Source organism: Embleya sp. L77, assembly GCF_055557415.1.
Genome location: NZ_CM145709.1, coordinates 1,574,771 through 1,600,835 on the forward strand (window position 1 = coordinate 1,574,771; position 26,065 = coordinate 1,600,835).

At 70.5% G+C, this 26,065-nt stretch carries 23 protein-coding genes; 7 read left to right on the forward strand and 16 right to left on the reverse strand.

Going from position 1 to position 26,065, the window contains the following annotated elements:
- Positions 1-88: 88 nt before the first annotated feature.
- The 3 genes from ACZOOI_RS06345 (at position 89) to ACZOOI_RS06355 (ending at position 3,017) form a co-directional block, all read left to right on the forward strand.
- A complete protein-coding gene (locus ACZOOI_RS06345) occupies positions 89-340 on the forward strand; it encodes a hypothetical protein (RefSeq protein ID WP_465279831.1) in 252 nt (83 codons plus the stop codon).
- Between the two features lie 220 nt (positions 341-560).
- Positions 561-1,334: a hypothetical protein gene (locus ACZOOI_RS06350; protein WP_465279832.1), complete on the forward strand. Its 774-nt coding sequence runs from the start codon at positions 561-563 to the stop codon at positions 1,332-1,334.
- Between the two features lie 21 nt (positions 1,335-1,355).
- Positions 1,356-3,017 (forward strand): hypothetical protein, encoded by a 1,662-nt coding sequence (locus ACZOOI_RS06355; protein ID WP_465279833.1) that lies wholly within the window; start codon positions 1,356-1,358, stop codon positions 3,015-3,017.
- A gap of 140 nt (positions 3,018-3,157) precedes the next feature.
- On the opposite strand, the gene ACZOOI_RS06360 is transcribed toward ACZOOI_RS06355, so the two are convergent.
- A complete protein-coding gene (locus ACZOOI_RS06360; protein WP_465279834.1) occupies positions 3,158-4,081 on the reverse strand; it encodes an LLM class F420-dependent oxidoreductase in 924 nt (307 codons plus the stop codon).
- A gap of 66 nt (positions 4,082-4,147) precedes the next feature.
- Complete coding sequence (locus tag ACZOOI_RS06365) at positions 4,148-4,699, reverse strand: hypothetical protein (protein WP_465279835.1); 552 nt, start codon at positions 4,697-4,699, stop codon at positions 4,148-4,150.
- A 413-nt stretch (positions 4,700-5,112) separates the two neighbouring features.
- Between ACZOOI_RS06365 and ACZOOI_RS06370 the strand changes: the two genes are divergently transcribed.
- Both ACZOOI_RS06370 and ACZOOI_RS06375 read left to right on the forward strand, forming a co-directional pair.
- Positions 5,113-5,469 (forward strand): hypothetical protein, encoded by a 357-nt coding sequence (locus ACZOOI_RS06370; RefSeq protein WP_465279836.1) that lies wholly within the window; start codon positions 5,113-5,115, stop codon positions 5,467-5,469.
- Positions 5,466-6,767, forward strand: coding sequence for a hypothetical protein (locus ACZOOI_RS06375; RefSeq protein ID WP_465279837.1), 1,302 nt, complete (start codon positions 5,466-5,468; stop codon positions 6,765-6,767). The genes ACZOOI_RS06370 and ACZOOI_RS06375 overlap by 4 nt, the downstream gene beginning before the upstream one ends.
- 690 nt (positions 6,768-7,457) lie before the next feature.
- Here the strand turns inward: ACZOOI_RS06375 and ACZOOI_RS06380 are convergent.
- Together ACZOOI_RS06380 and ACZOOI_RS06385 are read right to left on the reverse strand one after the other, a co-directional pair.
- Positions 7,458-8,801, reverse strand: a complete 1,344-nt coding sequence (locus ACZOOI_RS06380) for a class I SAM-dependent RNA methyltransferase (RefSeq protein ID WP_465279838.1) — start codon at positions 8,799-8,801, stop codon at positions 7,458-7,460.
- A 294-nt stretch (positions 8,802-9,095) separates the two neighbouring features.
- Positions 9,096-11,177, reverse strand: a complete 2,082-nt coding sequence (locus ACZOOI_RS06385; protein WP_465279839.1) for an APC family permease — start codon at positions 11,175-11,177, stop codon at positions 9,096-9,098.
- Between the two features lie 149 nt (positions 11,178-11,326).
- On the opposite strand from ACZOOI_RS06385, the gene ACZOOI_RS06390 reads away from it, so the two are divergent.
- On the forward strand, positions 11,327-11,989 hold the full coding sequence (locus ACZOOI_RS06390) for a potassium channel family protein (RefSeq protein WP_465279840.1): 663 nt from the start codon (positions 11,327-11,329) through the stop codon (positions 11,987-11,989).
- Complete coding sequence (locus ACZOOI_RS06395) at positions 11,989-12,645, forward strand: potassium channel family protein (protein ID WP_078974936.1); 657 nt, start codon at positions 11,989-11,991, stop codon at positions 12,643-12,645. The genes ACZOOI_RS06390 and ACZOOI_RS06395 overlap by 1 nt, the downstream gene beginning before the upstream one ends.
- A gap of 139 nt (positions 12,646-12,784) precedes the next feature.
- Here ACZOOI_RS06395 and ACZOOI_RS06400 read toward each other — a convergent pair whose 3' ends face one another.
- The 12 genes from ACZOOI_RS06400 to ACZOOI_RS06455 form a co-directional block, all read right to left on the reverse strand.
- Complete coding sequence (locus ACZOOI_RS06400) at positions 12,785-14,170, reverse strand: hypothetical protein (RefSeq protein WP_465279841.1); 1,386 nt, start codon at positions 14,168-14,170, stop codon at positions 12,785-12,787.
- A 387-nt stretch (positions 14,171-14,557) separates the two neighbouring features.
- The gene (locus tag ACZOOI_RS06405; protein WP_465279842.1) at positions 14,558-15,319 is read right to left on the reverse strand and encodes a DUF3159 domain-containing protein; all 762 of its coding nucleotides are present in this window, start codon (positions 15,317-15,319) and stop codon (positions 14,558-14,560) included.
- A gap of 4 nt (positions 15,320-15,323) precedes the next feature.
- Complete coding sequence (locus ACZOOI_RS06410; protein ID WP_360312941.1) at positions 15,324-15,725, reverse strand: OB-fold nucleic acid binding domain-containing protein; 402 nt, start codon at positions 15,723-15,725, stop codon at positions 15,324-15,326.
- Positions 15,726-15,815: 90 nt separating this feature from the next.
- The gene (locus tag ACZOOI_RS06415) at positions 15,816-16,490 is read right to left on the reverse strand and encodes a response regulator (protein ID WP_078974940.1); all 675 of its coding nucleotides are present in this window, start codon (positions 16,488-16,490) and stop codon (positions 15,816-15,818) included.
- On the reverse strand, positions 16,487-19,051 hold the full coding sequence (locus tag ACZOOI_RS06420) for a DUF4118 domain-containing protein (RefSeq protein WP_465279843.1): 2,565 nt from the start codon (positions 19,049-19,051) through the stop codon (positions 16,487-16,489). The genes ACZOOI_RS06415 and ACZOOI_RS06420 overlap by 4 nt, the downstream gene beginning before the upstream one ends.
- A gap of 78 nt (positions 19,052-19,129) precedes the next feature.
- Complete coding sequence (locus ACZOOI_RS06425; protein ID WP_465279844.1) at positions 19,130-19,864, reverse strand: potassium-transporting ATPase subunit C; 735 nt, start codon at positions 19,862-19,864, stop codon at positions 19,130-19,132.
- 5 nt (positions 19,865-19,869) lie between these two features.
- Positions 19,870-21,984, reverse strand: coding sequence for a potassium-transporting ATPase subunit KdpB (gene kdpB, locus ACZOOI_RS06430; RefSeq protein ID WP_465279845.1), 2,115 nt, complete (start codon positions 21,982-21,984; stop codon positions 19,870-19,872).
- Entirely contained in the window at positions 21,981-23,645 is a 1,665-nt protein-coding gene (gene kdpA / locus ACZOOI_RS06435) for a potassium-transporting ATPase subunit KdpA (protein ID WP_465279846.1), read from the reverse strand. Before kdpA ends, kdpB begins: the two co-directional genes overlap by 4 nt.
- On the reverse strand, positions 23,646-23,735 hold the full coding sequence (gene kdpF / locus ACZOOI_RS06440; RefSeq protein ID WP_020555859.1) for a K(+)-transporting ATPase subunit F: 90 nt from the start codon (positions 23,733-23,735) through the stop codon (positions 23,646-23,648).
- A 381-nt stretch (positions 23,736-24,116) separates the two neighbouring features.
- On the reverse strand, positions 24,117-24,935 hold the full coding sequence (locus tag ACZOOI_RS06445) for a DUF3710 domain-containing protein (protein WP_391581697.1): 819 nt from the start codon (positions 24,933-24,935) through the stop codon (positions 24,117-24,119).
- A gap of 1 nt (position 24,936) precedes the next feature.
- A complete protein-coding gene (dut, locus tag ACZOOI_RS06450; protein WP_020555856.1) occupies positions 24,937-25,464 on the reverse strand; it encodes a dUTP diphosphatase in 528 nt (175 codons plus the stop codon).
- A complete protein-coding gene (locus tag ACZOOI_RS06455; protein WP_465279847.1) occupies positions 25,461-26,042 on the reverse strand; it encodes a PaaI family thioesterase in 582 nt (193 codons plus the stop codon). The genes dut and ACZOOI_RS06455 overlap by 4 nt, the downstream gene beginning before the upstream one ends.
- Positions 26,043-26,065: the final 23 nt, after the last annotated feature.

Here is a 26,065-nt window from a genome sequence, read left to right on the forward strand (position 1 = left end):
ACGCCCGACCTGCTCAAAAACACGTGATCGGTGACGGGCCGTCCCGGGTCGGGGGACCCGGGACGGCCTGTCCCCGCATGATTCCGGCGTGGCCGCCGGTGGGATCGACACCGGCAAGCCGGCCGGTCATGTTGCACACGGCCTCGGGGCGCTGCGTGGCCTCGCAACACAGGCGGTCTTGATCCGACTGCGCCGATCAACGGCTCATGTGGGCCACACCGTGTATTGCGTTCACGACTGCGGCGACGGCAACCATCACGCCACCGTTGCCAACTTCATCGCCTGGGCCGCGGCTGCGAAGCGGCGACCGATCGCAAGCATGTTCGACTTCGCTCCCTGATCGATGCTTCACGAGCCGGATCCGCGACCGTACGACGCGGAGCCGAGGTCGTGATCGGTCTCTCGACGTCACTCCCGAAGTCCCGCGCCTCGTGTTCACCCTCCGGTGGCGGATCGCTCATCCGTCCGCCATCGCGAGCCCCTGACGTTTCCCCGGCGGATGCCCCACAGGCCGCCGCGTGCTGTTTTGCTCGAACCCACTGACCTCGGAAGGGCATTTCATGAAGCTCCGTCGTCTGCTTGCGCTCACGGTCGCGGTTCCGGCCGCGCTCGCGATCGCCTCCGTGCCGGCCATCGCCACGGATGCCGCTCCCTCGTCGTCCGCGACCGCCGAGCAGGGCACCATCAAGGTGAGCCCGCTGTACGGCCCGGCCGACGCGACCGGCAAGGCGACCGTCCGCGCGAGCGTTCCGTGTGGCCCCGACGCGACCGCGTTCCGCTTCGTCGTGCGTTCGCCCAACGCCAACGAACGCGTCTTCGGTGGCTCGTTCCTGGGCACCCCGCTGCCGGCCGACAAGGTCGCGGACACCGCGGTCGTCGGCCTGCGCGCGCTGTTCCCGCTCGGTTCCGCCACGCAGGAAGGCGTCGCGCACAAGCTCGTCGCCCAGTGCTACACGACCGGCGCCGATGGCGTGCTGACCATCACCGAGCCCGCGTCGGTCGACCTGAGGGTCAACGGCGGTGTGTGGAGCTCGCTTTCGCCCGAGGCCCGTGCGCTGCCGACCAAGCTCGGCGCGCTGCGCTTCGGTCTGGTCCTGTTCCGCGGCTTCGCTCCCGGCGAGCACGTGGACGGTGCCGTGCGCGCCGCCGACGGCACCTCCGTCCCGGTCTCGCTGCAGCCGCAGATCGCGCCCGACGGCACCTGGGGCGGCGCGCTGCTGACGCTCCCGGCGACCGTGGCCGACGGTTCCCACACGCTCGTGCTCTCCGGCACGGACTCGAAGGCGACCACCTCGGTCGCGATCACCCTCGACTCGTCCCGCCTGTGGTGGTGACGCGGCGTCGGTGACAACGCCTTGGGCCGCCGGGATTCGTCCCGGTGGCCCACTCGCGATCCGTCCCCGTTTTCCTTTCTTCTCAACGGAGTTGACCAGATGAGCCTAAGACTCGCGCGCGTGCTGGCATCGTGCGGAGCCGGGCTGCTCGTAATGTCGGCGATGCCGACGCTCGCGGCGGCGGCCGACCCCGGCTCCCCGACACCGACGATCATCGTCGCTCCGGGCACCGGAAAGATCGATACCAAGGTCACGATGAAGGCGAACGTGCCCTGTGCGGCACCGGCCACCAACTTCCGGTGGACGGTCTCCGGAGGCACTCTGGCCACACCCCGTCTGATCGGCGGTGAGACCGGTGATCCGCTGCCCGCCGACCGGATTCCCGACCGCCCCTTGCCGATCCGGTTGTTCCTGGCGGGAACCGACCTCACCGGCACCTTCAAGTTGACCGCACAGTGCGTCGACGACATCGGCACGTTGCTGAGCGAACCGGCTTCGGTCGACATCACGACCGCCGACGGAGCGGATGGCAAGACGTGGAGCGCGGCCGCGCCGCCCACCACCACGCCTTCGACCACCACCCCACCGACCACGACCCCGCCGACCGACAGCGACGTCCTCACGATCAGTCCCAGCACGGGCGACCTCTCGCAGAAGGTGACCATCACCTCGGCGAAGGCATGCCCGGCCGGGGCGACCAAGGCCCTCTTCTGGCGGACCCTGCCCGGTGGGGGCAACGTCCGGCTGGGCTCGTTCAGCCCCATCACGCTGCCCGAGGACCGAAAGCCGGTGCTCTCCCCGCCGGCCCAGCTCATCGTCAACGCACTCCCGGGCGACCACCGCGTCCGCGTGCAGTGCCTCGACGACAACTCTGCCGTTTTGGTGGACGACCTCGCGCACGCGAACGTGCGGATGACGGGCAACACGTGGAGCGTCGTCGCCACGGTTTCCCCGAGCGTGGTCTTCGACGAGGGGATTCGCATCCCGGATGCGGCCGGCGTCACGGTGAACTACAGCCTGTCGCTGACGAACTTCCCCCCGAACACGCCGTTCAAGGCCGTGATCACCCGGAAGAACGACACGTCCTTCGCCCCGGTCGAGTTGCGGTCGGACACGACGGATGCCCATGGGCTGTTCTCGGCCGCCCTCGCCATCTTCCCTCGGGACGCGGCCCCCTGGACCGACGGCGCCTACGTCCTGACGGTCACCACGACCGAGACCGGGCCCAAGGTCGAACTTCCCTTCAAAATCGAGCTCGCGCACGCCGGGGCCACCAACGGCTCGACGGCCGGCACCACCACGGGCACCACGACCGGTACGACGACGGGCACCACCACCGGAACGACGTCCGGAACGACGACCGGCACCACCGCCGGGACCACAGCCGGTGACACTGCCGGAAGCACGACCGGCACCACCGCCGGAACCACCACCGGTACGACCACGGGCACCACGGCCGGCAGCGGTTCCGGTACCTCCGCCGGAAGCGGCAACGGCGGTGGCGGCGGTGCTCTCGCGCACACCGGGGCCCTGCTGGACCCGCGGCTGCTGGGCACCGCCGGTGGCACGCTCCTGATCGTCGGCGGCGTCATGTGGTACCGCGCACGTGGCACCCGCAGCGCGCTGCTTGCCGGCAGCGGCACCTTCGGCAAGGACGACGGGGACACGCCCGCGACCGTCTGACGACGGGGGAACACACCGAGCGACCGCCCGCAGTGGCCACCTGGGCGGTGGGGTGAGAGGAGGGCTCTGTCGCAGCGCACGGGCTGCGACAGGGCCCTTTCCCCCTGCCCGCACGGCTCCGGGCCGGTCGGCCCGTGGGCTCAGCCGAGTTGGGACATCACCTCCGAGGCGATCAGTTCCAGGTGGTCCAGGTCGTGCAGATCGAGGATCTGGAAGTAGATCCGGGTCGAACCGATCTCGGCGAACCGGCCGATCTTGTCGACCACTTCGGCGGGCGAGCCGGCCAGGCCGTTCTCCTTGAGTTCGGCGGTTTCGCGGCCGATCACCGCGGCGCGCCGGGCCACCTCGGCGTCGTCCTTGCCCACGCAGGCCACAAGCGCGTTCGAGAAGACCATGTCCTCGGCCCTGCGGCCGTGCTCGACGAGCGCGTGGCGCACCCGGCCGAACTGCTGCGCGCTCGTCTGGACCGATCCGAACGGGACGTTGAACTCGTTCGCGAAGCGCGCGGCCAGCGCCGGCGTGCGCTTGGCGCCGAAGCCGCCGATCAGGATCGGCGGGTGCGGGTGCTGGGCGGGCTTGGGCAGTGCGGGCGAGTCGGCCAGCGAGTAGTAGCGGCCGGCGTAGTCGAAGGTGTCGCCGACCGGGGTGTCCCAAAGCCCGGTCAGGATGTGCAACTGCTCCTCCAGCCGGTCGAACTTCTCGCGCGGGAACGGGATCCCGTATGCGGTGTGCTCCTGCTCGAACCAGCCGGCGCCGAGGCCCAGTTCGACCCGACCGCCGGACATCGCGTCGACCTGCGCGACCTGGATCGCGAGCACGCCGGGCAGGCGGAACGTCGCCGCCGTCATCAACGTGCCCAGCCGGATGCGCTTGGTCTCCCGGGCCAAGCCGGCCAGGGTGATCCACGCGTCGGTGGGACCGGGTAGGCCCTCGCCGCTCATGTGCAGATAGTGGTCCGAGCGGAAGAAGGCCCCGAAGCCGAGGTCTTCGGTGGCCCTGGCCACGCTCAGGAGCGTGTCGTAGGTCGCGCCCTGCTGGGGTTCGGTGAAAATACGAAGATCCATGTGCCCATCCTCTCTTGAGGACGCGCACCACGCCGGACCCGATCGCCTGCGCTACGCGGGAGTCGATCACGCGAGCCGCGCCGGAAACGGCAGCACGTGTGCCGTGCCGCGTCGCCTGCGCTGCGGGATCGCGGGGGCGTGCCGATGCGGTCGACCCGACCAGGTCGCGGTCTCCTCGGCCGCACGCAGCCGAACCAGGTTGCGGAAGACGATCGCCCACGCGGCCGCGCAGGCCCGGCGGTGGGCGGGCGCCAACCGGGCCCAGTCCCCGCAGGGGTTGTCCGCCACCCCCTGCCGGGCCAGCAGGGTGAGCACCTTGGCCACTCTCCCGAGCACCCGGGCGGCGCCCGCGATCGGCACGCCCGCCGGATCCCCGCCCGGCAGCGGAACGACCGTGTCGGCGTCGGGGCCCACGATCCGGCCGATGATCTCCCGGGCGTCCCCGAGTTCGTCGGCGACCCGACACAGGCAGCCGCCCCGGTCCGGCTCGCCGCTCCACGCGTGCACCACCTCCTGCACGGTGTGCAGCGCGAGTGCGACGGCGGCCAGCGCACGTGGCGTGGAATCGACGGTGGCCAGCTCGTCGTCCAGTTCGGCGAAGGTCTCGATGGTGTGCATGGTCGCTCCCTCGTGTGGTGCTTGTCCGGATCGCCCGGAGTGCCGTCCGGTGTGTTCACGACGTGTCCAGGTTGCGCCCGAGCGGCGGATGAATCGCCCGCCATCGAACAATCTGTGGACAACCAAGCGGATTTTGGCGGGGTTTCACTCTTCGGGGTGATGTGGCTCCGGGTTGTCCACAGGGAGCCGGCACCCAGAGTGACCGTGTGCCAACCTGATCGTTTCCCGAGAAGGCGCCTCGATCGGCTCCCGAACGAGCGTCACTTTCCCGCCGGCCCGGCACCCGAGGGCAACCGGCAACCAGGCACACAGGCACACACCGGAACACCGGAACACAGACACAGACACACACGCACGAGCAGGCAGCAGGCAGCACGAGCACACGGCTCAAGCACATATCAGGGGGTGGTGGCATGTCCCGCACCGACGGCGAGGGCACGACGGGCTACGCGGTCGATACCGGCGAACTGCACGGACTCGTCCGGCGCTTGCACAACATCGGCACCGACTACCTCGCGCGCGGGTGCTTCGCCGAGCCCGCCCGGGTCGCGGCCGACACCGCGCTGGGCACCGACGCCCTGGGCGCGCTCCCCGGCGCCGCCGAGTTGACCGACCGGCACCGCCGCGCGGCGGCCCGGATGGTCGAGCTACTGGCGCAGATTCGCGCCGAGCTGGCCACCACCCGGACCGAACTCGGCCGCACCGCCGACCGGTTCACCGCCACCGAGACCGAGGTCGGCACCCTGCTGCGTACGGCGGCCCCGCGATGAGCGCCCCCGACGCCGTGGATGCGTACGCGGCGATCCACGCGGCCCGGCCCGGCGAGGTCGGCGCGGCGGCCGACGGTTGGCGGCTGGCCGCCGCCCGGCTGGGCGAGTTGCGCGACGCGCTCGCCGAGACCGGCCGGCGCGGCGCGCAGATCTGGACCGGTGGCGGCGCCGAGCGCTTCACCGCACGCTGTCAGGCGCTGGCCGACGCCGCCGATCGGCTCGCCACCCAGGGCGCCGCGCTGCACGAGCACCTCGACGAGGCGGCCCGCGCCCTGCGCCTGGCCCAGGAGCACGCCACCGACCCCACGGCCGCCCAGGCCGCCGCCGCGCGCCTGGAGGGCGTATATCGCGACCTCGGCGAGCGGCTGTCCGGCCGGCCCCTGCCACCGCGCGCCGACGCCGCGTCGGGAGCGACGCAACCGGCCACGACCGCCGGCATCCCGAACCCGACCCGCCCGTGCACCGCGGCCACCGCCTCGACGACCGAGCCCGCCGGTCCTGCCGGCCCCGTCGATCCCGTCGATCCCGCCTCCCCCGAAGTCGTCCCGACGGCGACGGACACGCCGAACCGACCCTCGCCCCCATCGGCCGCCACCTCGCCGGAGTCCTGCGAACCACCCGGAACCCCGGCGCTCCCGGCACCTCCGGCACCCGCCGTACCTGACGTATCCCCGGCGTCCAACGTGCTCGCCGTACCCGAGGCGCCCGCGCCACCGCCCCCATCCGCTCCGGTGGCCACCTGCGTGGCCGCCACCCCGCCGGCCCCGCTCCCACCCGATCCCCCGGCCGCCCCAGCGGCAGCGGCTCTGCTCCCGCCACCTGCGGTCGCTTGCGCGCCCTCGTCCGCGCCGCCGGCACCCGCAGTCGTGGGCACCCCGCTGCCCCGGGAACCGCGCCGGGTGCAGCCGGCCGGGATCGGCCCTCGCGCACGCCGCCCTGCTCCACCGCCCTCGGCCCCGATCGCCCCGGTGACCGGCATCCGGGTCGCCCCCGGCCTACGCGGCGACAGCGGTATCGGCGATCACCCGGCGGCCACCCACGACGCCGCGCACACCACGCACGCCGCCGGGCCCGTCCCCGACCTCCTCGGCGGCACCGCCCGGGACGCCACCCCCCTCACCCCCATGTCACCCACGTGGGTGACCACCCCCACCGCAGCCACGACACCCACCACCGGCGGTGTCCCCACCACCCCATCCACATCGATCCGCCCCCGCCCCCGCCCCGGCAGCCGCTACGCCACCCACCCGGCCGAAGACTGGTGGACCGAACCACAAACACCCCCGCACCCGACGTGACCGGTACCGCGCCCGCGCTCCTCGACACCCACACCCCGAGCGCGTGCCCCGGGGCCGCCACCATGGAGCCGCAGGGGCACACGGGCACGCGGGCACCCGGCCCGGACAGTCGGCCCCGGCCCGAAGCACCGCCCGACATCGCGCCGCGGCTCCAAGTCCCGTCCGGCGCACAGGTGTTGCGCACCCAGTACGCGCATGGGTCCACCGGCGGGCCGGTGATACCGGCGTTTTCGTTCAAGTGATACCGGCGTTTTCGTTCAAACCGAGACCACCGAGACCACCGGGGCCACCGAGACCATCGATCAATCGGCCGATCGAGGCGTCCGAAGACGGTCGCCTGATCGCGACCGTATGCCTGGTGCCGAGCTCGGCCAACACCGGATCGGTCGGCGAACCGGCCATGTTGGGCACAACCACTCTCAACGCGCAACGGCCGCCCCGACCTTGATCGGGGCGGCCGCTTCAAGCGCGAACTACGCGCCACACGTACCAGGGCGCACACGCACCGCGCGAACCCTCAAGCGCAACGCACGCAACGCACCACACACGACAGTCTCCAAAGACTCAACCGGCTCGACCGGCTCCACCGGCTCCACCGGCTCGACGGGATCAACAGGCTCAACGCGCGCGACATACCCAACGCACTACCCGCCCCCGACACCGCGACCGCCGACACCGCAACCGCTACCGCTAACGCCGAGGTCGCGCCGCCCGAGGCGCCGGCTCCAGGATCGCCACCGACTCCACGTGATGCGTGTTCGGGAACAGGTCGAACGACCGCACCGACCGCAGCTTGAACCCGAAGCCCGCGAAGTACGCCACGTCCCGCGCCAGCGCCGCCGGGTCGCACGCCACGTACGCGACCCGACGCGGGGTCAGTCGCGCGATCCGCTCGACCACCGCCTTGCCCGCACCCGCGCGCGGCGGGTCGAGCACCACGATGTCGGCGCGGCGCAGGAACCCGGCCCTGCTCAACACCTTCTCCACCGTGCCGGTCTCGAAGCGCGCACCCGGCACGTCCCGAAGGTTGTGGATCGCGTCCTCGACCGCCTGCTTGGAGCTCTCGATCCCGATGATCGTGTCGCTGTCCGCCAGCCGCTCGGAGATCGCGCCCGCGAACAGCCCGACTCCGCAGTACAGGTCGAGCGCCAGGTCGCCCGGTCGCGGCTCCAGCCCGTCCACGACGGCTTGCACGAGCACGTCGGCCGCGGCCGGGTGCACCTGCCAGAAGCCGCCCGCCGAGACCTTCCAGGTGCGTCCCGCGGCCACCTCGCGCACCGCCGGTCGGCCGTGCACCTTGCGGACCCGGCCCTTGTCGTCGGCCCGGAACACCGACACCGCGCGGTTCAGCTCGACGATCGGCATCCGACCGTCCGCGCCCTCGGCGGGCACCACGGTGACCGCGCGGTCCAGCGAGCCGGTCGCGGAGACCGCCTCGACCGAGGCCACGCCGGGCCACTCGTGCGCCTCGATGCCCAGTTCCTCGACGCCGGGCGCCGCGATCGGGCAGGAGTCGATCGGCTGCACGTCGTGCGAGCGGTGCTTGCGCAGCCCCGCGCGGCCGGTGGCCGGGTCCACGGTGAACTGCACGCGGGTGCGCCAGCCGAGGCCCTCGGCCATCCCGGGCGGGCTGTCCACGGCCTCGACCTCGACGTGCACGTCTACCTTGCCGAGCCGCAACAACTGCTCGGCCACCACGTCCGCCTTGAGCCGGCGCTGCGCCGCGGGCGTGGCGTGCTGCCAGTCGCAGCCACCGCACATGCCGGGGCCGGCCACCGGGCACGCGGGGGTGATCCGGTCCGGGGAAGCGGCCAGCACCTCGACCACGTCGCCGCGCAGGAAGCGCGAGGTGGGCCCACCGTCGGTGATCTGCACGACGGCCCGCTCGCCCGGGAGCCCGTGTCGGACGAAGATGACGCGGCCCTCGTGGCGGGCCACGCAGTGCCCGCCGTGAGCGACCGGGCCGATCTCGACCTCGTACCGCTCACCCCGCAGGGACTGGTCCGATTCGGGGGTGGTCGATCCGACAGGCACGGCACTCCTCGTACAGCTCGTACAACATCAACAGGTTTCGGTGGTCCCTCGGCCGGCGGCGCCCGACGGCGACGCCCGGGGACGACACGGCGACACAAAGAAAGCGCCTCACGGAGGTGGGCGCGCATCCAGGGTAGTCCCTACCCGAAGAAGCCGCGCCCACCGTCGTGACACGCCGTCCACACACCCGCCGCCGCGCAACGCCGCGCAACGCCGATCAGCGCCGATCAGCGCCGCCCCAACCGATACCGCCCGCCCACCGGATGGCACCAGCCGCTCACCGCACCCGCACGCTCACGACTCCCCACCCGATCGATTCTCCGACCGGCTCTCCGACCGAGTCTCCGGCCGCTCCCCCGCCCCCCGCTTGCCGTCCCCGCCCCGCGGCGTCCGCGCCGGCCCGCGGCGCACCGACCCGGGCGCGACCCACGCCTTGGGCTCCTTGAGCCGCTCGGACGACTCCAGCTGCCACGGCACCGAGGTGACCATGACACCCGGCGTGAACAACAACCGACCCTTGAGCCGCAGCGCACTCTGGTTGTGCAGGATCTGCTCGTACCAGCGCCCGACCACGTACTCGGGGATATACACGTTCACCACGTCGCGCGGGCTGGACCGGCGCACCGACTTCACGTACTCGATCACCGGTCGGGTGATCTCGCGATACGGCGAGTCGAGGACCTTGAGCGGCACCTCTATCCCGCGCTCGTCCCACTCCCGGCGCAGCGCCTCGGTCTCGGCCGGGTCGACGTTGACGGTGACCGCCTCGACCACGTTGGGCCGCGAGTACCGCGCGTACGCCAGTGCCCGCAGGGACGGCTTGTGCAGCTTGGACACCAGCACGATCGCGTGCACGCGCGAGGGCAGCTTGGTGTCGTCGATCTCGACCGCGGCCAGCTCGGCGGCGACCCGGTCGTAGTGCCGGCGGATCTGCTTCATCAGCAGGAACAGCACGGCCATCGCGGCTATCGCGATCCAGGCGCCCTGGGCGAACTTGGTCACCAGCACGATCACGAGCACCGTGCCGGTCATGAACAGGCCGAACGCGTTGATCACCCGGCTGCGCATCATCCGGCCGCGGGCGGCCGGGTCGGTCTCGGTCTTCAGGTGCCGGGTCCAGTGCCGGATCATGCCCGCCTGGCTCATCGTGAAGGACACGAAGACGCCGACGACGTAGAGCTGGATCAGCTTGGTGGGTTCGGCGTCGAACGCGATGATCAGCACGATCGCGAACGCGGCCAGCATGATGATGCCGTTGCTGAACGCGAGCCGGTCGCCGCGCGTGTGCAGTTGCCGGGGCAGGTAGCGGTCCTGGGCCAGGATCGAGCCGAGCACCGGGAAGCCGTTGAACGCGGTGTTGGCGGCCAGGATCAGGATCAGGCCGGTGACCGCGAGCACGAGGTAGAACAGCGGCGACGCGAACGTGCCGCCGAAGACCGCGTCGGCGACCTGCGCCACCACGGTCTTTTGTTCGTAGTCGGCGGGCGCTCCCTGGATCTGACTGGCCGGGTTCTCCGCGAACCGCACCTTCGTCATGTTCGCCAGCGCCAACATGCCCATCAGCATGGTCACCGAGATGGTGCCCATCAGCAGCAGCGTGGAGGCGGCGTTCTTGCTCTTGGGCTTGCGAAACGCCGGGACGCCGTTGCTGATCGCCTCGACACCGGTGAGCGCCGCACAACCGGAGGAGAAGGTGCGCAGCAGCAGGAACACGAGCGCGAAACCGCTGAAGCTGTCCTCGGCCTCGATGTGGAATCCGGCGCTCTCGGCCTCCATGTTCGCGCCGGTGGCGCCGCGGATCAGACCGAACAGCGTCATCCCCAGGATGGCCGCCATGAACGCGTAGGTGGGAACGGCGAAGAGCTTGCCCGACTCGCGGACACCGCGCAGGTTCATCGCCATCAACAACAGCACCAGGCCGACTGCCAACAGCACCTTGTGCGATTGCAGCGCGGGCACCGCGGAGGCCATGTTGGCCACCCCCGAGGAGACCGACACCGCCACGGTCAGCACGTAGTCGACCAGCAGCGCGCTACCGACCGTCAAACCGGCGTTGGGCCCGAGGTTGACGCTCGCGACCTCGTAGTCACCGCCGCCGCTGGGGTAGGCGTGCACGTTCTGGCGGTAGGAGGCTACGACGGTCAGCATGACCACGACGACAGCCAGACCGACCTTCCACGAGAAGTGGTAGGTCGCCATTCCCGCCATGGAAAGGGTGAGCAGGATCTCGTCCGGCGCGTATGCGACGGAGGACAGTGCGTCGGAGGCGAAAATGGGCAGCGCGATGCGCTTCGGCAGGAGCGTCTCGGACAGCTTGTCGCTGCGTAGGGCTCGGCCGACAAGGATGCGTTTGGACAGATCGGTCAGTCTTGACACGCAGGTGATCGTAAGCCCAACGACTTTCCCCGGGTCGGGGGCATGCCGTATGGCGCTCACGTGTAACGTCTCGGCGAGGTCTGCCACCCTGGTAACACCACAAACGAGCATCAGACCGGGCACAACGGACCAAATCCGGAAGGACGGCCGTGCACATCGTCATCATGGGCTGCGGGCGCGTGGGTTCCACGCTGGCCCAGACGCTCGAGGAACTGGGGCATTCGGTGGCGGTCATCGACCGCGATCCGTCCGCGTTCCGCCGGTTGGGGTCGCACTTCTCCGGCCGCCGGATCAAGGGCATCGGCTTCGACCAGGACACCCTGCGCGAGGCCGGCATAGAAGAGGCCGGCGCATTCGCGGCGGTCAGCAGCGGCGACAACTCCAACATCATCGCGGCGCGGGTGGCCCGTGAGACCTTCGGCGTGGAGAACGTCGCCGCGCGGATCTACGACCCGCGGCGGGCCGAGGTCTACGAACGCCTGGGCATCCCGACGGTGGCCACCGTGCGCTGGACCGCGGACCAGATGTTGCGCCGGCTGCTGCCCAGCGGCGCGGAGCCGCTGTGGCGCGACCCGTCCGGGAGCGTGCAGCTGGCCGAGGTGCACGTGAACTCGGCATGGGTGGGCCACCGGGTCACCCGGCTCGAACAGGCATCCGGCGCACGCGTCGCCTTCCTCACCCGTTTGGGCGAAGGCATCCTGCCCACCTCCGAGACCGTGATCCAGGAGGGCGACCTCGTGCATGTGGTCATGCACCAGGCGGATGTGGCCGCCGTCGAGGCGGCCTTCGAAAAAGCGCCGGAGGAGAGCTGATGCGGGTCGCAATCGCGGGCGCGGGTGCGGTGGGTCGCTCCATCGCGGCCGAGTTGTTGGAGAACGGCCACGAGGTCCTGCTCGTCGACAAGGCACCGGACGCCATCAAGGTGGACAGCGTGCCGCAGGCCGAGTGGCTGCTCGCCGACGCGTGTGAGATCTCCTCGCTCGACGAGGCCGCGCTGCAGCGCTGCAACGTGGTGATCGCGGCCACCGGTGACGACAAGGTCAACCTGGTCGTCTCGCTGCTGGCCAAGACCGAGTACGGGGTGCCGCGTGTGGTCGCCCGGGTGAACAACCCGAAGAACGAGTGGCTGTTCAACGAGGCGTGGGGCGTGGACGTCGCGGTGTCCACGCCGCGGCTGATGTCGGCACTGGTGGAGGAGGCGGTCAGCGTCGGCGACCTGGTCCGCCTGATGCGGTTCAGCCAGGGCGACGCCAACCTGGTCGAGCTGACCCTCCCGGGCGACGCCGCCCTCGTCGGCACGCGCGTCGGGGACGTGGCGTGGCCCGAGGACACGGCGCTCGTGACGATCATCCGCGAGGGCCGGGTGCTGGTTCCCGGCAAGGACGACTCGCTCGAGGCCGGCGACGAACTGCTGTTCGTCGCGGCGCCGCATCGCGAAGAGGAACTGGAAGAGCTGCTGTCGGCCTGACCGACGACGAGGCCGAAGGCCCGACCGACGACGGGACCGGAAGAAGCGACGGGACCGGAAGAAGCGACGGGTCCGCACGAGACGACGACGGAGCCGAGAGCCGGCGTCGGGTCGACCGGCGGCACGGTGGAGCGCACGCTCAGGCGGCGGCCAGGTCACCCATGACCTGGTCCGCCTCCTCGTTGAACGCGCGCGCGATCGGCTCCTTGTCGTACGGGCGCAGCCGCCTGCGGAAGTCCGCGAGGAAGTCGTTGCACTGGGCGGAGGAGAGGTTGCCCGCGATCCGCAGCGCCTCGGTGGCCTTGCCGCAGGCCGCGTCCAAGTCGCCCTGGGCCAGGTGGGCCGCGGCCATGAAGGTGGTGTCCTGCGCACACCGGCGGGACGCGCCGGCTCGGCGCAGTTTGATCGACTCGCCCGCGAAGTCGTGGATCTTGTCCGGCAGCCCGAGGTCGCGATGGCTGTGCGCGAACTCGTGTTGCAGCTCGGATTCGTCGAAGTAGTTGCACCAGGACGGCTCGTCCTCGATCGGTCCGGCCGCCTCCAGGTGCCGTTCGGCGATTCCCATCGCCCGTTCGCACCCGCGCCGATCGCCCAGCGCCGCATGGCCGCGCGCCTCCATCGCGGCCACGATCGCCCGCGCCCGCGGCCCCAGCTTCGCGCCGGCGCCCTGTTCGGCGGCCCGGGCCAGTTGCACCGCCTCCCAGCCGTGCCCCAGGTACACCGACTGGCAGGCCATGTTGGCCATCACGTACGCCCCGTACGCCGGGTCGTCGGCCGCCTGCGCCAGCCGCAGCGCCTGGATGTGGTAGCGCTGGGCAAGCGCGTGCCGGCCGGAATCGAAGGACAACCAGCCCGCCAGTTCGGTGAGTTCGGCGACCGCGCGGAACAGCCGGCGACCCACCTCCTCCCCGTAGGAGCCGGCCAGCTTGGTACGGGCGACGCCGTTGAGGTGGTTGACGACGGTGTCCCGCAGATCCCCGCCGCCCTGTGCCCGGTCGAGCCGGCGAAAGGCCAGGACGGTCTGGTGGATGCGTAGGACGTCCGCGTCGCGCACGGTGGTGGGGCCGCGCGAGGCGAGCTTCTCGGGCTCACTTTCGGCCCGGGACGCGGTCGACCAGAACAGCGCGGGGGCGGCGAACGCCCCCACGCCGAAGGCCGTGTTGGCCAGGAAGGTACGGCGGTTCATGTCTCTCTCCGACAATTCGGCCACGGCGTGTCTGACTTCGGCCGCGGTCCGGGCGACTTTCAGCCCGTCGAAGGGGTCGGGGTTCGGTGGCCGCCGGTCGTGCAGCCCCAGGTCCGCGACCGTGAGTTCGCTTCCCAGGCGTCGGCCGAGAGCCTCGGCCAACAGCTCCGGAATCGGCCAGCGCGGCTGTGCACCGTCCAGCCAACGGGCCACCGAGGTGTGACTGCACCCGAGGTGCAGCCCGCGTCGCTCGGCGACCGCGTTGACCCAACGGGCCAGTTCACGCCGGGAGAGACCGGCTTCCGCTACCAATGCGATGAGGTCACCGTTTCCGGCCACCGTCCCCGCCTCCTTCGTCCACTGGAGGTCTAACGGGACGCTAATCGCACGGTTACGGGATCATGCGGAAATGGCCGATTGGACCGTACATGGTCCAAAATCTCCGGAATCGACTGTCGCGAGTCACCCGGATGATCACTTGGGTGGTCACTTGGCTGATCATTTCGAAACCCCGCAACAGCCGGGGGCGGTAGAGCAAAAATCGTCCGCCATCGCACGACGACGCCAACCCCGCGGCCCGGCGGATCACGCCGGGGCGAGCCGGGGCACCCACCGCCCGGCCCGCCCGCACCGATCGCCGGCACTGCCGGCCCGACCCCGCCGGAGCCGTCGGGCCGCGCCTAGCCGAGCCGTCCTTGCCGCATCGACACGGCCGGCTCGCCGCACTCAATCCGCGACGCGGCCTTCCCGTCGCTCGTCCCGCTGCTCGACCACCGGCGCACCCTCGCCCACCGCCGAGCCGGCCGCGGCATCCTCGTCGTCCTCGTCGGCCGGCTTCACCGGCGGCGGCGCCTTGGACATGATCAGCCAGGTGATGTAGCAGACCACCAGGAACGGCGGCACACCCAGGGCGACCTTCGCGATGCCCAGGGCGGTGACGTTGCCGGTCCAGTAGATCGGGATCTGGATCACGATCCGCAGCACGAACATGACGAACCAGACCCAGGTGGCCTTGCGGTACGCCGCGTACCGGCCGGGGTTCCGTCGCCACGTGAAGTTCTCGCCCAGCGCCGGGCCGAGCACGACACCGATGATCGGCCAGCGCACCAGGATCGAGATCAGGTAGGCGAGCGCGTACCCGCCGGAGAGGAACATCCCGAACGCGTAGAAGTTCTCGGCCTTGCCGGACTTGACCGCGATCCAGCCGGCCAGCGCGACGCCCAGGAAGCCGCCGAGCGCGTGTTGCAGGGTCTCCCGGCGCGCGATCCGCACGATGGCGAACGCCAGCGCGACACCGCCGGCGGTCATCGCCGAGGTCCAGGTGGAGTGGCTGATCGTGAAGGCGATCACGAAGACCAGCCCCGGCACGGTCATGTCGATCATGCCGCGCACACCGCCGAAGGCGGCGATCATCGAGGCCGCGCTGTCGGTGGGGGCCGGCTGCGCGCCGGCCGCATCGGACGCGGGTTTTTCCATGTGGGCGGTCACTCGTTCACTCTCGGCCGACGGGGCGCAGCTCGTACCTGGGGTTGAACAGGACGGGGCGGCCCGCAGTGGTGCTCACCCGCCCGTGGGCGACCAATTGCCGCCCCGGCTCGATCCCGGCTATCCGCCGTCGACCGAGCCAGACCACCGACAGTGCGGCCGAGCCGTCGTACAGCTCGGCCTCGAGCGCGGGGACCCCCGCTCGCGGCCGGAAGGTCACCGTCCGCAGCGTGCCCCCGACCGTGATCAGGTCGCGCTCGACCACGTCCACGATCTTGGTGCAGCCGAGCCGCTGGGTGTCGTGCAGCAGCTCCTCGGCGTGCAATTCCTCATGCGTGGACGTCCACCGATCCAGCATCCGCCGCAATCGCCCGGACCGACGCTCCACCCCGGCTGCGCTACCACTCATGCCGGCAAGGGTACCGCCTATCCGACGGCCCTCCGCTGCCCGAAAGCGCCCGGTCGGGCGGGCCGTCGCCGGACCGGGCGGGGCCGCGCACTATCCCTCGAAGCGATAACCCATCCCCGGCTCGGTCAACAGATGCCGAGGGTGCGAGGGGTCGTGCTCCAGCTTGCGACGCAACTGGGCCATGTAGACCCGCAGGTAGTTCGTCTCCGTCCCGTACTGCGGCCCCCACACCTCCTGCAACAGCGCGCGCTGGCTGACCAACCGACCGGCGTGCCGCACCAGCACCTCCAACAGGTGCCACTCGGTCGGGGTGAGCCGCACGTCGGCGCCGTCCCGGGAGACCCGTTTGGCCGCAAGATCCACCGTGAACGAGTCGGTGACCACGACCGGCGCCTCCTCCTCGGGCACCGCACGCCGCACCGCCGCCCGCAGCCGCGCGAGCAACTCGTCCATCCCGAACGGCTTGGTCACGTAGTCGTCCGCGCCCGCGTCCAGCGCCGCGACCTTCTCCGCCGACGCGTGCCGCGCGGACAACACGATGATCGGGATCCTGGTCCAGCCGCGCAGTCCCTTGATCACCTCGACCCCGTCGATGTCCGGCAGGCCCAGGTCGAGCAGCACCACATCCGGATGCCGATCGGCGGCCGCGGTCAGCGCGGCGGTGCCGTCCCCCGCGGTGTCCACGTCATAACCTCGGGCCTTGAGGTTGATGGCCAGGGCCCGCACGATCTGTGGCTCGTCGTCGACGACCAGGACCCGTGTCATCGCTGTTCCTCCCAAGTGGTCCGCTCCTCGCCCGCGGGGGTTCGCCCCTCGGCTTCGCCCGCGCCCGCGAGCCCGGCCGTCCGCAACGCCAGCACCATCGTCAGTCCTCCGCCGGGGGTGTCCTCGGCGGTCAGCGAGCCGTCCATGGCTTCGGCGAAGCCGCGCGCGACCGCCAGCCCGAGTCCCACCCCATTGCCCTTCGGGGCGTCGCCCAAGCGCTGGAACGGCTCGAAGATCCGCTCCTTGGACTCGTCCGGCACGCCGGGTCCGCGGTCGGCCACCCGCAGCTCGACCCGATCCCTCAGCGCGCCCGCCGACACGTGCACCCGGCGGCCCGGCGGGTTGTGTTTGACCGCGTTCTCGATCACGTTGGCGAGCACCCGCTCCAGCAGACCCGCGTCCGCGCACACCGCGGGCAGCGTCTCGGGGATGTCCAGCGCCACCCGGTCCTCGGCGACCCCGGCCAACGCGCCCGGCACCACCTCGTCCAGGCCGATGTCGCCCATCAGCGGGGTCACCGTCCCGGTCTGCAACCGGCTCATGTCCAGCAGGTTCCCGATCAGCGTGTCCAGCCGGTCCGCGCCGAACTCGATCGCCGCCAACAACTCGGCCTCGTCCTCCTCCGACCAACTCACGTCCTCCGCCCGCAGGCTGGACACGCTGGCCTTGATCGTGGCCAGCGGCGTGCGCAGGTCGTGCGAGACCGCGGCCAGCAGCGCGGTCCGGATCCGGTTGCCCTCCTTGAGCCGGCGCGCCTGGGCCGCCTCGGCCAGCAACTGCCGGCGCTCCAGCACCACCGCGGCCTGCGCGGCGAACGCACCGAGCACCCGGCGGTCCTCGGCGGGCAGCACCCGCCCCGACAGGGCCAGCGCCAGCGAGTCGGAAACCGGCACCTCCACGTCCGCGTCCTCGGGCCTGACCGCCGGATGCGGCCCCACACTGCCCACGCACATCCACGGGCTGTGGTGCTCCTCGCGCTGGAGCAGCGCCACCGACTCCATCGCGAACGTCTCGCGTACCCGGTCGAGCAGCGCCGGCAGCGCCTGCTCGCCGCGCAGCACACTGCCCGCCAGGAAGCTCAGCGTCTGCGCCTCGGCCTGACTTCGCGCGGCCTGATGGGTACGTCTGGCCGCCAGGTCCACCACCGAGGCCACCGACAGCGCGACCAGCACGAAGATGCCCAGCGCGAGCATGTTCTCCGGGTCGTCGATGGTCAGGTTGTGCAGAGGCGGCGTGAAGTAGTAGTTGAGCAGGATCGAGGACACCACGGCGGTGAGCATCGACGCCCACAGTCCGCCGATCAGCGCGACCATGACGGTGACCGTCAGGAACAGCAACATCTCGGTGGACAGGCCGTGACTGTCGCGGGTCGCGTCCAGCGTGTAGGTGAGCGCGGCCGGACCGATCACCGCCACCGCCCACGAGGCGATCCGCCGGCCGCGCCCCAGCGGGGAGCGCATCGGGCGCAGCACCCGTCCCACGCCCGCGTGCTCGTGGGTGACGATGTGCGTGTCTATGTCGCCGGACTGCGCGGCCACGGTGGCGCCCACGCCCGGGCCGAACAGGTACTGCCAGGGCTTGCGCCGGCTGCTGCCGAGCACTATCTGCGTCGCGTTCACCCCGCGCGCGAAGGACAGCAGCGCGGTGGGCACGTTCTCGCCGACCACCGAGTGGAAGGTGCCGCCGAGCGACTCGACCAGCGCGCGCTGCCTGGCCAGCGCCTCCGGGGAGGCGCCGGTGAGACCATCGCTGCGCGAGACGTACACCGCGAGCAGTTCACCGCCGGAGCCGCGGGTGGCGATCCGAGCGGCCCGACGCAGCAGCGTTTCCCCTTCCGGGCCGCCGGTGAGCCCGACCACGATGCGCTCCCGGGCCGGCCAGGTGGCGTCGATCCGGTGTTCGCTGCGGTACTGCTGGAGGTATTCGTCCACCCGGTCCGCGGTCCACAGCAGCGCGAGCTCGCGCAGCGCGGTCAGGTTGCCGACCCGAAAGTAGTTCGACAGTGCCGCGTCGACCTTCTCCGGCGCGTACACGTTGCCGTGCGCCATCCGCCGGCGCAGCGCCTCCGGCGCCATGTCGACCAACTCGATCTGGTCGGCCCGGCGGGCCACCTCGTCGGGCACCGTCTCGCGCTGCGGAACGCCGGTGATCGACTCGACCACGTCGTTGAGTGATTCGAGGTGTTGCACGTTCACCGTCGAGATCACGTCGATCCCGGCGTCGAGGAGTTCCTCGATGTCCTGCCAGCGCTTCTCGTTGCGCGAACCGGGCACGTTGGTGTGCGCGAGTTCGTCCACGAGGGCGATCTTGGGTCGCCGCGCGATGACGGCGTCCACGTCCATCTCGGTGAACGAGCCGCCTCGGTGGATCATGTCCCGCCGGGGGACGACCTCCAGACCTTCGAGTGCTTCCTCGGTGGTGGGTCGGCCGTGGCATTCCACGAAACCGACCACGACGTCGCTGCCGCGCCTGCGCCGACGTTGTCCCTCGCCCAACATCGCGTAGGTCTTGCCGACGCCGGGCGCCGCACCGAGATAGATCCGGAGCCTGCCGCGTGCCATGTCACCCATTCTCTGCCTCGGGCCGGGGAGTACCGACACCGGCACTCCCCGCCCCAGTGCCCACCACGACCGCCGGGATCAGCCGGCGAGCCTGGCGAGCGCGATGTTGAGGTTCAGCACGTTCACGCGCTCCTGGCCGATGAACCCGATGTCCGCGCCGTCCACGTGCTTGTCCACCAGCGCGCGCACCTCGGCCACGTTCAGGCCGCCGCGCTCCTTGGCCACCCGCTCCACCTGGAGCAGTGCGTACGCCTTGGAGATGTGCGGGTCCAGGCCGGATCCGCTCGCGGTGACCGCGTCCACCGGGACCCGGTCCTCGCTCACGCCGTTGAACGTGGCGACCTGCGCCTTGCGGGCGGCGATGAGCTTGACGAAGGTCGCGTTCTCGGGGCCGTAGTTGGACGCCCCCGAGGCGAGGCCGTCGTACTTCGCGGCCGACGGACGCGGCTGGAACCACTTGGGGTCCGGCAGCGGGCCGACCCCTTGGGCCTGCTCGGCGGTCAGCGCGCCGCCGCCCTGGAGGTAGGTGTAGCCCGCGCCGTCCGCCGTGGCGATCACCTCGCGGCCGTCCGCGTCGAACGTGCGCGGGTTGCCCTGGGCGTCGACCAGGTCGAAGGACTGGCCGATCAGGCTGGAGCCGACGTCCTTGCCGTTGACGCTGACCATCGAGCCGTCGGCGTTGTCCTTGAACAGTGCCTGCGCGACGCCGGTCATGGACAGCGGGTAGAGCACGCCCAGGAGCACGGTGAGCACGAGGAAGGCTCGAAGGGATGCGCCCAGGACACGGATGCGGGTACTGAAGTTGGTTGCCATCTGAATCAGCCGATTCCGGGGATGAGCGAGACGAGCAGGTCGATGAGCTTGATCCCGACGAACGGGGCGACCAGGCCGCCGAGACCGTAGATCCGCAGGTTGCGGCCGAGCAGCTTGTCGGCCGACATCGGCCGGTAGCGCACACCGCGCAGGGCCAGCGGGATCAGCGCGACGATGATCAGGGCATTGAAGACGACCGCCGAGATGATCGCCGACTCGGGGGCGGCCAACTGCATGACGTTGAGCTTGTCCAGCGGGGCGAGCGCCTCGGCGCCCTTGATGCTCGCGAACATCGCCGGGATGATCGCGAAGTACTTGGCGACGTCGTTGGCGATCGAGAACGTGGTGAGTGCGCCGCGGGTGATCAGCAACTGCTTGCCGATCTCGACGATCTCGATCAGCTTGGTCGGGTTGGAGTCGAGGTCGACCATGTTCCCGGCCTCTTTGGCCGCCGAGGTGCCGGTGTTCATCGCCACGCCCACGTCGGCCTGGGCCAGTGCGGGCGCGTCGTTGGTGCCGTCGCCGGTCATCGCGACCAGCTTGCCGCCCGCCTGCTCGCGCTTGATCAGCGCGAGCTTGTCCTCGGGGGTGGCCTCGGCCAGGAAGTCGTCGACGCCGGCCTCGTCCGCGATCGCCTTGGCGGTCAGCGGGTTGTCACCGGTGATCATCACCGTGCGGATGCCCATCCGGCGCAGTTCGTCGAAGCGCTCCCGCATGCCCTCCTTGACCACGTCCTTGAGGTGGATCACGCCCAGGATCCGGGCGCCGCCCACGTCCTCGACCGCGACCAGCAACGGCGTGCCACCGGCGGCGGAGATGCCGTCGACCAGTTCGCCGGACCGGGCCGGGACCGCGCCGCCGCGCTCGGACACCCACGCGTTGATCGCGGAGGCGGCGCCCTTGCGCACCATCCGCACGCCCTTGTCGTCGCTCAGGTCCACGCCCGACATCCGGGTCTGCGCGGTGAACGCGATCCACTCGGCGTGTGCGAGCTCGCCCTGATGCCGCTCGCGCAGCCCGTACCGCTCCTTGGCGAGCACCACGATCGAGCGGCCCTCGGGAGTCTCGTCCGCGAGCGAGGACAACTGCGCGGCGTCGGCCAGCTCGGCTTCGGTGACGCCGTCCACCGGGACGAACTCGGACGCCTGCCGGTTGCCCAGGGTGATCGTGCCGGTCTTGTCCAGCAGCAGCGTGGACACGTCGCCCGCCGCCTCCACCGCACGCCCCGACATGGCCAGCACGTTGCGCTGCACCAGTCGGTCCATGCCCGCGATGCCGATCGCCGACAACAGCGCGCCGATCGTGGTGGGGATCAGGCAGACCAGCAGCGCGACCAGGATGATCATCGACTGCTCGGCGTGTGCGTACATCGCGATCGGCTGCAGGGTCACGACCGCGAACAGGAAGACGATGGTCAGCGACGCGAGCAGGATGTTGAGCGCGATCTCGTTCGGCGTCTTCTGCCGGGCGGCGCCCTCGACGAGGGCGATCATCCGGTCGATGAAGGTCTTGCCGGGCTCGGTGGTGATCTTGACGACGATCCGGTCCGACAACACCTTCGTACCGCCGGTCACCGCCGACCGGTCGCCGCCCGACTCGCGGATCACCGGCGCGGATTCGCCGGTGATCGCCGACTCGTCCACGCTGGCCACGCCGTCCACGACGTCGCCGTCACCGGGGATGACGTCGCCGGCTTCGCACACCACGAGGTCGCCGATGGCCAACTCGGTGGCCGCGACCCGCTCTTCCCTGCCGCCGACCATGCGCCGGGCGACCGTGTCGGTCTTGGCCTTGCGCAACGTGTCCGCCTGCGCCTTGCCGCGCCCTTCGGCGACCGCCTCGGCCAGGTTGGCGAACACCACGGTCAGCCAGAGCCAGACGGTGACCACCCAGGCGAAGACGCTCGGGTCCTTGATCGCCATGACGGTCGTGATGACCGAGCCGATCTCGACCACGAACATGACCGGCGTGCGGACCATGACCCGGGGGTCGAGCTTGAGCAGGGCTCCGGGCAGCGACTTGAGCAGTTGACGGGGTTCGAACAGGCCGGCCGAGACCCGGCCGGGGCCGGTGGGTGAGTCGACGTGTTCTTCGGTGGGGCGTATTGCGGTGTCTGTCATGCCAATCCCTCGGCAAGCGGCCCGAGAGCCAGGGCGGGGAAGAAGGTCAGGCCGGTGATGATCAGGATCACGCCGACGAGTTGGCCCACGAACAGCGGCCGATGCGTCTGCAGGGTGCCCGCCGTGTCCGGGATGCTCTTCTGCTCGGCGAGTCGACCGGCGAGGGCGAGCACGAGGCAGATCGGCACGAACCGGCCGATCAGCATGGCCAACCCGATCATCGTGTTGTAGAACTCGGTGTTCGCACCGAGCCCGGCGAACGCGCTGCCGTTGTTGTTGGCGCCCGAGGTGAACGCGTACAGCACCTCGGAGATGCCGTGCGGCGAATCGGAGTTGAGGATCGCGGCCTGTTCACCGGGCAGCGCGATGGCGATGCCGGTGAAGGTCAGGATGGTGGCGGGTATCACCAGGATGTACATCGCGACCAGCTTCATCTCGCCGGCGCCGATCTTCTTGCCCAGGTACTCGGGCGTGCGGCCGACCATCAGACCGGCCACGAAGACCGCCAGGATCGCCATGATCAGGATCCCGTACAGGCCCGAGCCGACGCCGCCCGGCGTGATCTCGCCGAGCATCATGCCCAGCAGGGTGATCCCGCCGCCCAGTCCGGTATAGGACGAGTGGAACGAGTTGACCGCGCCGGTGGAGGTCATCGTGGTGGACACCGCGAAGACGGACGAGCCGGGGATGCCGAACCGCTGCTCCTTGCCCTCCATCGCGCCGCCGGCGAGTTCCGGGGCCGCGCCGTTGCCGTGCGCTTCGGTCCACCACATCAGCAGGACGGCGACGAACCAGATCACGAACATCGCGGCGAGGATCGCGTAGCCCTGCTTGAGGTTGCCGACGAGGCGACCGAAGGCGCGGGGCATCGAGAACGGGATGACCAGGATCAGGAAGATCTCGAAGACGTTGCTGAACCCGTTGGGGTTCTCGAACGGGTGGGCCGAGTTGGCGTTGAAGAAGCCGCCGCCGTTGGTGCCGAGTTCCTTGATCACCTCCTGCGAGGCCACCGGACCACCGGGAATGGTCTGCGACCCACCCGAGAGCGTCCGCACGGTCTGCGGGTCGGCCAGGTTCTGGATCGTGCCCGACGCGACCAGCACGATCGTGCCGATGATCGCGATCGGCAGCAGGATCCGGATCGAACCGCGGATCAGGTCGACCCAGAAGTTGCCGATCTCGCCCGAGCGGACCCGAACGAACCCGCGCACCAGGGCGATCGCCACCGCCATGCCCACCGCGGCCGACACGAAGTTCTGCACGGTCAGACCGACCATCTGAACCGTGTGGCCCATCGCGGTCTCACCGGAGTACGACTGCCAGTTCGTGTTCGCGGTGAACGACGCGGCGGTGTTGAACGCCTGGTCGGGCGTGATCGGCTTCATCCCGAGGTCGAACGGGAGGTGGTCCTGGAACCGCTGTAGGGCGTACAGGCCCAGCAGCGAGAACATCGAGAAGCCGAGCACGCTGCGCAGGTAGACGCTCCAGCGCTGCTCGGCGTTCGGATCGGCGCCGATCAGCTTGTACAGGACGCGCTCACCGCGCATGTGCTTGTCGCTGGAGTACACCCGGGCCATGTAGTCGCCGAACGGGCGATGGACCGCGGCCAGGACGGCTATCAGCAGGGACAGCTGGAGCATCCCCGCGAGCGTGACGCTCACCTAGAACCTCTCGGGGAAGATCAGGGCCAGGACCAGGTAGCCGAGCAGGGCGATGGCAACGCTCAGGCCGACGATGCTGTCCGCGTTCACAGCTTCGCCACCCCCTTGGCGATCAAGACGACCAGCGCGAAGAACGCGATCGTCAGGAATACGAAGGCCAGATCAGCCATCGCGGATGCTCCTTGGGACGGACAGGCGCTTGATCGCCCGTAGCGAGGACATTGATAGCACTTCCAAGCCGTCAAAAATCCCCATAAACAGGGCAAAACCCAAAGCGTTGGCGGCGCCCTAACGCACCCATATGCCTTCTTGATGCGCCCTTGACATCAAAATTCGAAACAACCCGAACCGAACACCACCGGGGCACGCGCCACCCGACTCCACAGCCCCGCGAAAACCGGCCCGAAACGCACGAAGCCCGGTCCCGCCTTTCGGCGGAACCGGGCTTCGGTGTCTTGTGGTCCTTCGCTGCTACCGGACCTCGGTGATCTCCGGGCCACGCTGGAACGGGTCCAGATCGCCCGCGAAGCGGTCCTCCTCGGCGCCCTGCGGCGGCACCGCGAGCCCGCTGTTCGGGTCGACCTGGGCGTTCTCCGGCAGGCGCAGCAGGATCGGGTCGCGCGGCGCCATCGGCTCGTTGCCGCGCACCACCACCGTGTCGCGGAACATGGTCTCCAGATCGGCGCCCACGGTGGGGTCCACCGCGGCTCGACCGGAGATCACTCCGCGCAGGAACCAGCGCGGCCCGTCGCACCCGACGAAGCGCACCAGCTGGTGGCCCTGCGTGCCGTCCGGAAGCTGCACCGGAACCTGGGCCCGCAGTTCCCAGCCGAGGCCGGCGTCCTGCTCGTCCACGATGCCACCCTGCTGGGTGATCCCGGAGGCGATCTCGGCGCGCACCTCGTGCCAGATGCTCTCGTTGCGCGGGGCGGCGAACGCCTGCAGTTGCAGACCGCTGTCCTCGAGCACCACGGTGGCGGCGATGATCAGGTCGTTGGAGACCTCGACCCGCAACTCCATCCGGGGGTCGCTCGGGATGAGCATCCCGCCGAGGTCGATGCGGTCCTCGTGCGGGTCCTCGAGCTCGTCGAAGTCCCACGGACCGTCCGGCCGGGGCGCGGGCGGGATCGGTCGGCTCAGCTCGTCGAGGTCCGAGTCGTCGGAGCCCGTCGCGGCCCCGTCGCTCGACGCCTCGTCGGCATCGCCCTCGTCCTCGATGATGCCGTCGAGGTCTTCGTGCTCCTCGACGGGCAGATCATCCTTTTCGCTGCGTCGGCGACGACCGAACACGTCACAGTCCTTCCCTGTCGGAAGCCGAGTCTTGCACGATGCCCGCGCTGCCCGCCGCCACGGCGCTCGAAACGCCGATCGCGGCGTGCCCGCCGGTGGATCCGAAGCCGCCTTCGCCGCGCCCGGAACCGGGCAACTCGGCGACCTCGTGGAACCCCGCTCGCTCGACCCGTTGGATCACGAGTTGGGCGATTCGGTCGCCGCGACGAAAAACGACCGGCGTACGCAGGTCGTGGTTGACCACGACAACCTTGATTTCGCCACGGTATCCCGCATCGACGGTGCCTGGGGCGTTCACCAGGGATACTCCGCACCGCGCGGCGAGTCCGGAGCGCGGATGCACGAACGCGGCATAGCCGTCCGGGAGCGCGATCGCGATGCCCGTGGGCAGCACCATGCGCTCACCCGGGGCGATCTCGGCGTCCTGCGCGGTCACCAGGTCCGCGCCGGCGTCGCCCGGGTGCTCGTATGCGGGCAGCGGAAGTCCCGGGTCCAGCCGGCGCACCAGGATGTCCACACTCGTGCTCACGGGTTCACCTCGAACGCTCGGGCCGCCTTCATCAGGTCGGGATTGTCCATGACGCGTTGTACGTCTTCCGCACGTCCATTGTCGACGAAGTGCTCGATTCCCACGCTCACGAACAGCGCCGCCGCCTCGACCGCGATCGGACCGTCCGGCGCGTCGAGCCGGCCCACCGCGCGCGAGTAGATCTTGCGGCCGGCCACCGCCTCGCACCACGCGTGGATGTACAGCGTGGATCCCACCGGGACCGGGCGGCGGAAGTCCGTCTCCAGGTGCCCGGTCACCGCCGTGGTGTGCAGCATGTACCCGATCGCGCCGAGCGCCTCGTCGAACGCGCAGGTCAGCAGCCCGCCGTGGGCCAGGCCCGGGGCTCCTTGGTGCAGCGTGGTGACGGTGAACTCGGCGTCCACGGACACGCCCTCGCCGGCGCGCGCGCGAATGCGCAGCCCGCCGGGGGCGGCCTCGCCGCAGCCGAAGCAGTCGCTGTAGTGCTCGCCCAGCTCGGTACCGGGGGAAGGTGCGTCCGGGTGGGGCTGGGGCACCACCGCTTCCGGAGGCGGGGTCAGGGATGTTGGTCGACTCACGCCGAAGGACACTACCGTCGTTC